General features: G+C 34.6%; 12 protein-coding genes and 1 pseudogene. 7 read left to right on the top strand and 6 right to left on the bottom strand.

Annotation, left to right across the window (positions count from 1 at the left end):
• Positions 1–90 precede the first annotated feature (90 nt).
• The gene (locus JV528_RS00200; protein WP_204177105.1) at positions 91–1,467 is read left to right on the top strand and encodes an MFS transporter; all 1,377 of its coding nucleotides are present in this window, start codon (positions 91–93) and stop codon (positions 1,465–1,467) included.
• Positions 1,468–1,595: 128 nt separating this feature from the next.
• On the opposite strand, the gene JV528_RS00195 is transcribed toward JV528_RS00200, so the two are convergent.
• Positions 1,596–1,988, bottom strand: a complete 393-nt coding sequence (locus tag JV528_RS00195; protein ID WP_001159764.1) for a hypothetical protein — start codon at positions 1,986–1,988, stop codon at positions 1,596–1,598.
• A 49-nt stretch (positions 1,989–2,037) separates the two neighbouring features.
• Positions 2,038–2,218 (bottom strand): annotated as a pseudogene (locus tag JV528_RS00190) (NADH-quinone oxidoreductase subunit L).
• A gap of 150 nt (positions 2,219–2,368) precedes the next feature.
• On the opposite strand from JV528_RS00190, the gene rbsR reads away from it, so the two are divergent.
• From rbsR to rbsK, 4 genes are all read left to right on the top strand, one after another.
• Entirely contained in the window at positions 2,369–3,367 is a 999-nt protein-coding gene (rbsR, locus tag JV528_RS00185) for a ribose utilization transcriptional repressor RbsR (RefSeq protein ID WP_000757896.1), read from the top strand.
• A gap of 231 nt (positions 3,368–3,598) precedes the next feature.
• On the top strand, positions 3,599–4,480 hold the full coding sequence (gene rbsU, locus JV528_RS00180; protein WP_000029192.1) for a ribose/proton symporter RbsU: 882 nt from the start codon (positions 3,599–3,601) through the stop codon (positions 4,478–4,480).
• A 14-nt stretch (positions 4,481–4,494) separates the two neighbouring features.
• Entirely contained in the window at positions 4,495–4,899 is a 405-nt protein-coding gene (gene rbsD / locus JV528_RS00175; RefSeq protein ID WP_000747850.1) for a D-ribose pyranase, read from the top strand.
• A 27-nt stretch (positions 4,900–4,926) separates the two neighbouring features.
• Positions 4,927–5,841, top strand: coding sequence for a ribokinase (gene rbsK / locus JV528_RS00170; protein ID WP_000182746.1), 915 nt, complete (start codon positions 4,927–4,929; stop codon positions 5,839–5,841).
• Positions 5,842–5,938: 97 nt separating this feature from the next.
• On the opposite strand, the gene JV528_RS00165 is transcribed toward rbsK, so the two are convergent.
• Positions 5,939–6,073, bottom strand: a complete 135-nt coding sequence (locus JV528_RS00165) for a hypothetical protein (RefSeq protein WP_001789470.1) — start codon at positions 6,071–6,073, stop codon at positions 5,939–5,941.
• Positions 6,074–6,091: 18 nt separating this feature from the next.
• Here JV528_RS00165 and JV528_RS00160 point away from each other — a divergent pair, with 18 nt between their 5' ends.
• Positions 6,092–6,853 (top strand): class I SAM-dependent methyltransferase, encoded by a 762-nt coding sequence (locus tag JV528_RS00160; protein WP_204177103.1) that lies wholly within the window; start codon positions 6,092–6,094, stop codon positions 6,851–6,853.
• 605 nt (positions 6,854–7,458) lie between these two features.
• Here the strand turns inward: JV528_RS00160 and JV528_RS00155 are convergent.
• On the bottom strand, positions 7,459–8,895 hold the full coding sequence (locus JV528_RS00155; RefSeq protein WP_000183388.1) for a 6-phospho-beta-glucosidase: 1,437 nt from the start codon (positions 8,893–8,895) through the stop codon (positions 7,459–7,461).
• A 15-nt stretch (positions 8,896–8,910) separates the two neighbouring features.
• Positions 8,911–9,702, bottom strand: coding sequence for a PTS sugar transporter subunit IIAB (locus tag JV528_RS00150; protein WP_000527265.1), 792 nt, complete (start codon positions 9,700–9,702; stop codon positions 8,911–8,913).
• A 145-nt stretch (positions 9,703–9,847) separates the two neighbouring features.
• Here JV528_RS00150 and JV528_RS00145 point away from each other — a divergent pair, with 145 nt between their 5' ends.
• Complete coding sequence (locus JV528_RS00145; RefSeq protein WP_000922329.1) at positions 9,848–10,552, top strand: GntR family transcriptional regulator; 705 nt, start codon at positions 9,848–9,850, stop codon at positions 10,550–10,552.
• A gap of 225 nt (positions 10,553–10,777) precedes the next feature.
• Here the strand turns inward: JV528_RS00145 and JV528_RS00140 are convergent, their stop codons facing one another.
• Entirely contained in the window at positions 10,778–13,069 is a 2,292-nt protein-coding gene (locus JV528_RS00140) for a nitric-oxide reductase large subunit (RefSeq protein WP_065315778.1), read from the bottom strand.
• Positions 13,070–13,253: the final 184 nt, after the last annotated feature.

Genomic DNA, 13,253 nt, shown 5'->3' with positions numbered 1-13,253 from the left:
ATGACTTATGTGTGAGTGAACGATCATCTATACATCCGTTCACTTCATCTCATGACTTTCTATATTTAATTTTTACAAGGAGTGACATCTGTGAATAACACACAATCTTCACCATGCAGTAATATTATTATTGCGATTATGTTGTCTGCATTAACATATTGGTTGTTTGCACAATCATTTATTAATATAGGACCTCTCGTTGGTCAAACGTATCAAACCTCTCCTGCCGTGTTAAATTTATCTATTAGTTTAACTTCCTTCGCCACAGGTATCTTCATGGTGGCTGCAGGTGATATTGCTGATAAAATAGGACAACTGAGAATGACATACATGGGTCTCATAATCAGTATGTTTGCATCTCTTCTATTAATTATATCGGACATCACTGCACTGCTCATCATCGGTAGAATTTTACAAGGTCTATCAGCAGCTATCTTGTTACCTTCAACAGTTGGCGTTTTAAATAATCAATTTAAAGGAGATCATTTAAGACGAGCGATTAGTTATCTAATGATTAGTACTGTTGGTGGCATCGGCCTAGCTGGTGTTATCGGCGGTTTAATCGCCACAAATTTTGGATGGCAAACGAATTTCATCATTAGTATAGTCATTGCTTTCATTGCCATATTGCTTCTAAAAGGCACACCTGAAAAAGTAAGTCAACATAGCCATCGTCATCCATTCGATTACAAAGGTATGTCTATTTTCGCTGTTATGATTGGTAGCTTTACATTATTGTTAACACAAGGATTCGAACAAGGTTGGTTTAGTACATTTTCATTCATTTGTCTGAGCATTTTTATCATCACTACGTTGATATTCATCATCATCGAACGTCGACATGAAGTACCTTTTATTGATTTCTCAGTATTACGCAACCGTCCGTTCATTGGTGCATTTTTAAATAACTTTGTTTTAAATAGTGGTCTGGGCGTAACAGTGGTCTTTTTCATATATGCTCAAACACACCTTGGTTTATCAGATGCGCAATCTGGACTTGTTACATTGCCATATGCCATTGTGGCAGTTGCGATGATTCGTTTAGGTGAAAAAGCAACATTACGTTTCGGTGGCAAATTGATGCTCATCATTGGTCCGTTGTTCCCTGTCATCGGCATCACTATTATTAGCATGACATCACTTCAACCATCACAATATATCATTGCTGTTGTTACTGGGTTTGTCATTTGCGCAATTGGAAATGGTTTAGTGGCAACACCCGGCCTTACAATTGCAATTTTCAGTATGCCTAATGAAAAAGTTGGTTTAGCTACAGGATTATATAAAATGAGTGGCACACTAGGTGGCGCCTTTGGTATAGCACTAAGTACTACAGTTTTCAGTATGTTACAACTAAACTATGCACCAAGTGTAGCTGCAACTGTAACATTTATCGTCAGCATTGTATTAATGATACTCGGCTCATTATCTGCATACATGATCATTCCAAAAACAGTTAAATCTTAAATATAATAGAAGAATTATGTTTCGAAATATCTGTATCACTTTAAAATGATACGCATCAATTTCTATAAAAATAAGCGAAGAACATTTTTTATTGTTCTTCGCTTACTCTAATTATTATTCACTATCAATTAGACAAAATGGCCATTTTCAAATATCACGCGTTGTTTCTGACCTTGAATATATTTATTATAATTATCCTTTTGAAAATCAGTTAACATTAATTTAGATGTACCGTATTTTAACACTTTTTGCATTGTTTCTATTCTCATTTTTCTAAATAACCATCCATCTTTTAACACAATACGATTAACAGCATCATATGATAATTCTACTGTTTCTTTAATTTCAAATGTCTTGAATGAAATAATCGTGCACATTAAAAACGTATCACCAAAGTAATAAACATCTAAATCATCTCGCTTATGTTGTCCAACTAACAAACGACCATATTCGAACTCTTTTTCTGGATATTTCAATTCTAAAAAACTAATAATCTCTTCTTCTTTTAATTTGAATTGCATTTAAAAACATCCTCTCTTAATTTTTAACAAGCCTTAATTAAAAATTTTTTCAATCACATAGTTCAATATACATCATTTCGTTATGTTTTTTAATACTTTTTTCAAAAACAAATATTTTATTCTTTAAAATAATGACTTTTGTATTTTTCATCACAATAAACATTTTAAAATTCTTGTTATCATAATCATTAAAAGTTATTTAACCTTAATAATATATTCTCTCGCCTCAACCTTAATCGCATACTATAGGCGTCTGTTTGTAGACAATAAAAGTCATGCACCTCTTCATATGTCATCAAATGCTTATCATGATATGATGAATATAATAATCGGGTATATAACTGTATGATTAATTACACAATAAAGAGAAGGAATATAATATGAAAAAAGTGTCAATTAAAGATGTTGCTAGAGAAGCTGGTGTATCAGTTACTACGGTGTCACATATTTTAAATCATAATGATAGTCGTTTTTCCTCAACAACGATAAAAAACGTACATGCTGTTTCAGAACGTTTAGGCTATGCCCCTAACAAACATGCAAAACAATTGCGCGGCAGTAAAATTCAAACTATTGGCGTCATTTTACCTAGCTTAACAAATCCGTTTTTCTCAGCACTGATGCAAAGTATTCATGATCACAAACCATCTGATGTTGATTTATGCTTTTTAACATCTACAGCAACTGATTTGTATGACAATATTAAACATTTAATTGATCGAGGTATTGACGGATTAATTATTGCACAATACATTTCATCCCCGGACGCCCTAAATAACTATCTAAAGAAGCATCATGTACCTTATGTCGTACTGGATCAAAATGACCATCAAGGCTATACGGATTTTGTTCGGACAAATGAATATCAAGGCGGACAACTTGCAGCACAACATTTAATAGAACTCGGTCACAACAATATGATGATTGTTGCACCATATGACATGATGGCGAATATGTCGACTCGTGTCGCTGGATTTGTTGATACTTTGCGCACGAATCAATTGCCCGAACCACAAATCGTCCATACTGAATTATCTAAGCGCGGTGGGCTAACCATTGTTGATGACATCATGGTTCAATCTGCCACTGCAATCTTCGCTATTAACGATGAACTCGCTATCGGTATTTTAAGAGGATTAATTGAACATGGCATCAGTATCCCGAAAGATATCTCATTAATAGGTTATGACGACATTGATTATGCCGCGTATGTCACGCCACCTTTAACTACTGTAGCACAACCTATAACTGATATTGGCAAAACATCTTTAACCTTATTACTTCAACGATTACAGCACTTAGATAAATCCATTGATATGATTGAATTACCAACGACTTTAAAAATTCGTGCAACAACTGGCTATCATCTTTCAAACTAACTACGTATCTTCCGAAATATACTCATCATTGTTATGCCCTTAGCGTTGCTTTAATGCTGAGGGTTTTTAATCATAATTATTTCACTAAGAAATTAAAATAATAATGTATGAATTTTTAAATATGATTTAAACGTTTTCAGTTTTTATGAAAACGCATGCATTTTACAAATAAAAATGGTACGATGGCACTGGTAAAACGTTTTACTAAAAACAAATCGTGAGGTGTATAACATGAGCATTGTTGCATTACTTATCGGGTTAGGCCCCTTAATTGGCTGGGGCTTCTTCCCAACAGTCGCTTCAAAGTTTGGTGGTAAACCTGTACATCAAATTATCGGTGCTACTGTAGGTACGTTAATCTTCGCTATTATTTTAGCCGTAATCACATCAAGTGGCTTACCTACTGGAACAAATTTACTATTCGCCTTATTATCAGGTGCAGGATGGGGATTCGGACAAATCATTACATTTAAAGCGTTCGAATTAGTCGGTTCATCTCGTGCAATGCCTGTCACAACAGCATTCCAATTATTAGGCGCATCTTTATGGGGTGTCTTTGCATTAGGAAATTGGCCGGGCATTGGTCATAAAATCATTGGTTTTACAGCATTAATCGTTATTTTAATTGGTGCGCGTATGACAGTTTGGAGTGAACGCAAAGAAGCAAGTAACGCCAAAAATTTACGTCGTGCAGTGATTCTTCTGTTAATTGGTGAATTTGGATACTGGTTATATTCAGCCGCACCACAAGCAACTTCTATTGATGGCCTAACTGCCTTTTTACCTCAAGCAATGGGTATGGTAATTGTTGCAGTCATTTATGGCTTTATGAATATAAAAGCAGAGAATCCATTTCGTAATAAAATTACGTGGTTACAAATTATTTCAGGTTTCTTCTTTGCATTTGGTGCCTTAACATATCTTATTTCAGCACAACCTAATATGAATGGTTTAGCAACTGGATTTATTCTTTCTCAAACATCCGTTGTGCTTGCTACATTAACTGGTATTTATTTCTTAAAACAACATAAAACATCAAAAGAAATGGTTATTACAATCATCGGCTTAGTACTCATTTTAGTAGCCGCTTCTGTTACAGTATTTATAAAATAAGGAGTGTAGATGTCATGAAAAAATCAGCTATTTTAAATGAACATATTTCAAAAGCAATCGCGACAATTGGTCATTTTGACCTATTAACAATTAATGACGCTGGCATGCCAATTCCAAATGATCATCGCCGTATCGACCTAGCTGTCACTAAAAACTTACCACGCTTTATTGATGTCTTAGCTACAGTATTAGAAGAAATGGAAATCCAAAAAATATACTTAGCAGAAGAAATAAAAGAACATAACCCTACACAATTGCAACAAATTAAACAATTGATTTCATCGGAAATCGAAATCATTTTCATTCCTCACGAAGAAATGAAAAGTAACTTAGCTCACCCATTAAATAAAGGTAATATTCGTACTGGTGAAACAACGCCCTACTCTAATATTGCATTAGAATCGAATGTTACTTTTTAAAAATTATAACTTGAAAGGAGCATACACATGACCAACAAAGTTGTTATTTTAGGTTCAACGAATGTCGATCAATTTTTAACAGTTGAAAGATATGCGCAACCAGGCGAAACATTACATGTTGAAGAAGCACAAAAAGCATTCGGCGGAGGTAAAGGTGCCAACCAGGCTATTGCCACTGCACGCATGCAAGCAGACACAACATTTATTACTAAAATTGGCACTGATGGCGTTGCTGATTTCATCTTAGAAGATTTTAAAGCGGCTCATATTGATACATCATATATTATCAAAACAACTGAAGCAAAAACGGGCCAAGCCTTTATCACTGTGAATGCAGAAGGACAAAACACCATCTATGTTTATGGTGGTGCGAATATGACGATGACACCTGAAGATGTTATTAACGCAAAAGACGCTATAATCAATGCAGACTTTGTCGTTGCACAATTAGAAGTACCCATCCCGGCTATTATATCTGCATTTGAAATTGCCAAGGCACATGGTGTGACGACTGTATTAAATCCTGCACCAGCGAAAGCATTACCTAATGAATTATTGTCACTAATCGATATTATTGTGCCAAACGAAACAGAAGCCGAATTGTTATCTGGGATTAAAGTAACTAATGAACAATCTATGAAAGACAATGCTAATTACTTTTTATCTTTAGGCATTAAGACTGTTTTGATTACGTTAGGTAAGCAAGGTACATATTTTGCTACTAAAAATCAAAGCCAACACATCGAAGCTTATAAAGTAAATGCGATTGATACAACTGCTGCAGGCGACACATTTATTGGTGCATTTGTCAGTCGCTTAAACAAGTCGCAAGATAACTTAGCAGATGCTATTGATTTTGGTAATAAAGCGAGCTCCCTCACTGTACAAAAACACGGCGCGCAAGCATCTATTCCTCTACTAGAAGAAGTAAATCAAGTTTAAATGAATCAAACACAGCTATGATATGAAGGTTTAGCATATAACATGCAACATTCGTATATCATGGCTGTGCTTTTTTATCTTTATAAAACATCATCTATTAGAAATAATTTTCCACTAAACCTATGCTTGATGACTCATGTTTAGTTATAAATGAAGTGACAATTTTTTGTAATCTTTTTAACTTCCAAATTATCGCATATAAATATGCTATATTAATGATAATAATTATCAATTAACAGGAGGTTATGCTATGTCCAAAGAAGCTGGCCATACATTTTTAGCTAAATTAGGAAAAACTCGTCTACGCCCCGGTGGTAAAGCAGCAACAGATTGGTTAATACAACAAGGGGCATTTTCACAAGATAAACAAGTGTTAGAAGTGGCATGTAATATGTGTACGACATCTATTTATCTAGCTCATACATATGGCTGTCACATTCAAGGCGTTGATATAAATAAGAAAGCATTAGAAAAAGCACAAGAAAATATCTCAGCAGCAGGTCTTGAATCATATATTCAAGTTCAACAAGCGAATGCTGTTAAATTGCCCTTTGATGACAATCAATTCGATATCGTTTTAAATGAAGCAATGTTAACAATGTTGCCCATCGCCATAAAGGAAAAAGCATTACGCGAGTACTACCGAGTCTTAAAGCCTGGGGGTATCTTGTTAACACATGATATTGTCATCGTTAATGAATCACATGCCACACATGTAGTTAAATCATTATCTGCAGCAATTAATATCAATGTCTCACCGCAGACGAAACTTGGCTGGTTAGATTTATATTATCAAGCTGGTTTTAATCATGTACATTATCATACTGGTCCAATGAGTTTAATGACACCAAAAGGTTTAATTTATGACGAAGGTATTGTTGGAACTTTAAAGATTATCAACAATGCTTTAAAAAAAGAAAATCGACCAATGTTTTGTAAAATGTTTAAAACGATGACTAGACTGCGTAAAGATATGAATTATATTACTTTTGTCGCTAAAAAAGACCACTAAATATAATGCCACTAACTGTACTTTGTATCTATGTTTGACTGCTACTTTAATTTCTTTGTGACACTAATCATCTACTTAACAATATCGTTATCGTTGATTAGTAGGTCATCAATTTTGGTTAAAGACTTTTATAAACACTCAAACATTAACACTATACATACTTAGTTAGTGGCATTATTTTTTTCTTAAAATTTTAACATCACGGGATTAGGACAAAAATGTTATTTTCGCAAAATTTATTTCTGTCCTTCCCCAACTTTCATTGCCTGTTGAAATTGGTGTTCCAATTTCTCTATGTTGGGGCCCCGCCAACTTGCATTGCCTGTAGAATTTCTTTTCGAAGTTCTCTGTGTTGGAGGCCTTCCAACTTGCACATTTTTGTAAGCTGACTTTTCGCCAGCTTCTATGTTGGGGGCCCGCCAACTTGCATTGTCTGTAGAAATTGCTGTTCCAATTTCTCTGTGTTGGGGGCCTGCCAACTCGCACATTATTGTAAGCTGTATTTTCGCCAGCTTCTGTGTTGGGGCCCGCCAATATAACACTTTAGGTCCTATTATATTAATTTATGTCTCGGGCTCTAACCCTAAAATACTTATAACGTATCTTTATAATTTATCTCCATTTGATGCTATCACTTGTTGATACCAATAGAACGAATCTTTTTTCAAGCGTTCCATCGTGCCATGACCATCATTATCTCGATCAACATATATTAAACCATAGCGTTTCTTCATTTCACCAGTTGTAAATGAAACAATATCAATGATTCCCCACGGTGTATAACCGATTAAATCTACACCATCTTGATCAACTGCTTCTATCGCTGCTGTAATATGTGCTTTTAAATATTCAATGCGATAATCATCATGAATATGTCCATCTACCACTTCATCAACTGCACCAAAACCATTTTCCACAATAAAAAGTGGCAACTGATAACGATCATATAACACATTCAATGTATATCTTAAGCCATCTGGATCAATCGCCCAACCCCAATCACTCGTTGCGATATGCGGATTCTCCACAGAATGATTCAAACCACCGTTGACGATGTTGTTTTCAACTGTAGTATCAACATCATGTTTTACAGCCGTAGACATGTAATAACTAAAGCCAATATAATCAACCGTGCCCTGCTGTAAAATACTGTCGTCCCCTTCTTGCCATCCAACATCATATCCTTTTCGTGCCAACATTTTTTTAGCATAGCTTGGATAATAACCTCTTACTTGAACATCCGGGAAAAAGAAACGTAAGCGATTCGCAATTTGTGCTTCCATCATATCTTTCGGATGACACGAATATGGATAAATGGGTACATGTGAAATCATTGTTCCAATCTTAAATTTCGGATTAATCTCTTTACCAAGACGAACCGCTAAAGCACTGGCTAAAAGTTCATGATGCGCTACTTGATACAAGACTTCTTCGGGATTATCATTTTCTGTTAATGCTACCCCAGAATTCGTCCATAAAAAGATAGGATTTGATGTGTCCATCTGATTATTAATTTCATTAAACGTCATCCAATATGTCACTTTATCTTTATATCTTTCAAATACAACACGCGCAAAATGCACAAAATAATCGACAACTTCTCTATTTCTAAATCCACCATAATGTTTTGCTAAATGAAGTGGCATCTCAAAATGTGATAACGTCACAACAGGTTCAATACCTTGTGCAATTAATTCATCAAAGATACGATCATAAAAGGCAAGTCCTTCTTCATTTGGCACATCTTCATCCCCATTCGGAAAGATACGTGTCCACGCAATCGACGTACGTAAACATTTCAATCCCATTTCTTTAAACAAGGCAATATCTTCCTTATAGCGATGATAAAAATCAATACCTTCATGATTTGGATAATAGTGATTTGGATCTATAGATTCTGTAATCTGACGTGCTTTGCCATGTGCACCACTCGTCATAACATCAATTACACTTAACCCTTTACCACCTTTATCATATCCACCTTCAAATTGATTTGCGGCAAGAGCGCCACCCCACATAAAATTTTGCGGTAAATTTGTCATTATTACAACACACTCCTAGTTTTTAAATATTTTAAAAATAACATCTTCAGTCGTAATGATTTCATTCATTGTCAGTTCTACTTTTCCTAAATCGGCAGAGTTGCTAATAACGACAATAACGTCAGCATTGTAGCCTTGTTGTTGTATATATTGCTGGTCGAATTGCAACAACGTTTGCCCAGCTTCAACACGATCATTTTGCTTTACAAAGCACTTGAATCCTTTACCTTCTAAGTCAACTGTATTCACGCCAATATGAATGACTATGTCCACACCGTCTTCTGATTGAATACCAACTGCATGCTTAGTTGGTACAATCATAGATACTAAGCCATTGAACGGTGCGGTTACTTTGGATTCTTCATGAGCTTTGATTGCCAAGCCTTCGCCTACCATTTTCTCTCTAAAAATTGAATCTCTTACTTCTTTAAGTAAAATACGACGACCAGCGATTGGTGCTTTCACTAAAATTGGTGTTGTTACTTTTACTTGCGCTTTCTGTTCTGTTTCTTGAGTATCCACAGCATCATGATTCGTATCTTCTTGATGCTTGGCGTCGTCCATTAACAATTGTAATTGTTGATATACATATTTTACTTCTTCATTAAATACGATAACTAACTGTGTTTCATTTTCATCAACTGACGCCACGCCATCTATTTGTGTTACTTCATTAGCAGTAGAAGGAATTGCATGATGCATATGAATGGTCATGCGTACCGTATCATACGAAACATTAACAATATTTTCGACACCCCCTACAGCTGTAAGGATGTCTTGAGCATAATCTTTATATTTATTGCCCATAAGTATTACCCCTCAACTTGATAATAGAATGGAAATATATGACTTATCATAATTATAATTGTACCGGTTCAATTTGTAAACGCCGATACAATTATAATATTTTGTGCTATAATAATTACAGACAAAGTGAAACGAGGACAGAATATTGTTAAAGTATGAACATATTGCTAAGCAACTTAATGCGTTTATACATCAATCTAATTTCAAACCCGGTGATAAATTGCCAAGCGTGACGCAATTAAAAGAACGTTATCAAGTAAGTAAGAGTACTATCATTAAAGCATTAGGCTTATTGGAACAAGATGGTTTGATCTATCAAGCACAAGGCAGTGGTATTTATGTGAGAAATATTGCAGATGCCAATCGTATCAATGTTTTTAAGACCAATGGTTTTTCTAAAAGTTTAGGCGAACATCGAATGACAAGTAAGGTACTTGTTTTTAAGGAGATTGCAACGCCACCTAAATCTGTACAAGATGAGCTCCAATTAAATGCAGATGATACCGTCTACTATTTAGAGCGATTAAGATTCGTGGACGATGATGTTTTATGTATCGAATATTCTTATTATCATAAAGAAATCGTGAAATATTTAAATGATGATATTGCTAAGGGCTCTATCTTCGATTATTTAGAATCAAACATGAAACTTCGTATTGGTTTTTCAGATATTTTCTTTAATGTAGATCAACTCACTTCAAGTGAAGCTTCATTACTACAATTGTCTACAGGTGAACCATGTTTACGTTACCACCAGACTTTTTATACAATGACTGGCAAACCCTTTGATTCGTCTGACATCGTATTTCATTATCGTCATGCACAGTTTTATATTCCTAGTAAAAAGTAATACATACATCAAAACGTCTATATTCCAGTTATCAACCGGAGTATAGACGTTTTATAGGACATAATTTCTTTAAAAACAGTGAGAAGTACATTTTCAATCAGAAAATTACTTTTTACTGTTCTTTATATTTACATAATCTAAGAACCTATAGTTTGAATCCTATTGTATAATATCTCTTCGTCTCAAACGTTAAAACACACTAAGATCACTCAGTAATATGATGATCTATACTCTGTATTTTGGTTTTAAGTGTCTGTATCCCCTTATAAAAATAACTACTAATATAATGACACCTACTGTGAATATAATGTCCCAAGGCATTCTACCCCACATGATTGCTTTTACAAGTGGTTGTTCATAAAATGACGTTAGTCTTGAATGCCAATAACCATGTTCTAATGCATCTTTAAGTTGGATATAACCTACTGGCATTAATGTAATGAACACCATACCTGCCAAGCCAACATTTAAAGCCCAACATGATATTTTAATCCATTTTTCAACTTTCGGTGTCCAAAATTCTTTTTTAGTAATATTTTTAAAAACATACAACGCAATTGAAATTGAGAACATACCATACACGCCAGCCATAGAACCATGGGCATGTGCTGCAGTCCATTGCGTACCATGTTCAAAGTAGTTAACTGCTGGTGTGTTAATTAAAAAGCCTAATGCTCCAGCACCAATTGCATTCCACAATCCTGTTGAAGCAAGAAAAATAAATGTACCTTTGTAAGGAAAAGCGATGTCACTTTTCTTATATAAGCGATAGTGTGTGTATGCTTCCCAAATTAATAAACAAAGTGGCACGACTTCTAATGCTGAAAAACAAGAACCCAGTGCAAGCCATATGGAATGATCACCTTGCCAATAGTAATGATGACCCATACCAACAATACCTGTACCTAGTAATAGGATTAATTGAAAATATAATGCACGAATCGTCGTTTCAATGGTAGTTAATTTCATATTAACCATTAAGAAACCAATCAACACTACGGCAAATGCTTCAAATATACCTTCAACCCATAAGTGAACAATCCACCATCGCCAGTAATCTGCAAACGTCACATGTGAATTCGGCATTATAAATAATGATGCAAGATAAAATAACGGAATTGCAATTGCTCCAACAAACAATAGCGTCAATAAGTGACGTTTATCATGATTCGCTTGTACTTTGTTGCGAATAGCTGGTAAAAACCCTCGACAAAGAATGATAACCCATAAGGCCATACCTACTATAAATAATATTTGCCAAAATTTACCTAATTCTATATATTCCCAACCAAAGTGCCCGAATAGCCACCAATGAGAATCAATCCAACCTAAAATATGACCCCATTCTCCAATCATGCTGCCCATCACAACTATGATTAAGGCCCAAAACAAGATATCTACTAATACGCCTTGTTTCTTTGGTTCTTTGCCCAATACTTTAGGTACAATGTATATTCCTGCTGCTAACCAAGTCGTAGCAACCCAGAAAATAACTAATTGCACATGCCATGTCTTCGCAATATTAAATGGAAAGAGCCTTTGTATTTCTATACCAAAAAATTTATTCTCTACATAATAATGTGCCAGTAATTCGCCTAATAATATTTGAACCAAAAATAGTAACATGACAACGACTAAATATTTCCCAACTTTTCGCTGACTATCAGTGATTTTACTATCTACTTCAATCTTTGGTAGTTCCCGTTCCGACTCATACGTCGGCTTCATGTCAAATTCATAACGCTTTTGAATATATATAATGAATGCCAAGCCTGCAATCAGTAATGTTACAGATATAGCAGTCCATAAAATTCCTGCACTAGGCAACGTATTTCCTGCATCCACATCGTATGGCCAATTATTTGTATATGAAAATGTTTTTCCAAGTCTATCTGTTGATGATAACCAAGCACCCCAGAAAAAGAATTGACTTAAATGTTCAACTTTATTTCCTGCGACCATATAATCATCATTTTGAAACTGTTTAATCATATTTTCATTTAATCCTACTTGTTTAGGGTTATTAACAAACTCTTTTTTATAATAATCTTGCAAATATTTTAGACCGTATACTTGTCCTGGCGTTAATACAAGTTGATTTTCTTTTTCAGAATAACGATTAATCCGTATTTCTTTCATCACTTTATCTTTAACTACGGCTAACTCTGCATGATTTAATTTATGAAGTTGCTTATGATAAATATCTTGTGCATAATATTTACGCATACCAATCAGGTAATGATGTAATGCCTCTGCTGTATAATCTGGGCCTAAGTAGGAACCATTGCCCAGGTAGGAGCCATAATCTGTTAACCCATATTTCTCATATATCGCTTGCCCACTGATTAGCTCGCCTTTTGTAACAAGCGTATGACCTTGTTGATCTACTATCTTTGTTGGACGAGGTGCTTCATTTTTAAAAATATACCAACCACCTACTAGTAGAATTGAAAACACAATCACTAAAATCGTTAGTAGCACTTTAACTAAACGTTTATATGAACTTTGCATACTCATTTATAAAATCTCCTCTTAATTGCATTCTTACATATAAGCATACGCCGTTTTTTTATAAAGTGTTGATGACATTAAGTAATTTCAAGAATTTGTCGAAAAATATTTAATTGAAATTTCACAAATGATATAACTTACATTTTAATTCTTAGTTAAATTAATTCATTATATCATTTTTCAAAAGCCG

The organism is Staphylococcus sp. GDB20D11A (genome assembly GCF_016893255.1).
Classification (GTDB): domain Bacteria; phylum Bacillota; class Bacilli; order Staphylococcales; family Staphylococcaceae; genus Staphylococcus; species Staphylococcus aureus.
Note: the sequence above shows the minus strand (reverse complement) of the source record. Positions and strands in the feature narration are given on the sequence as shown.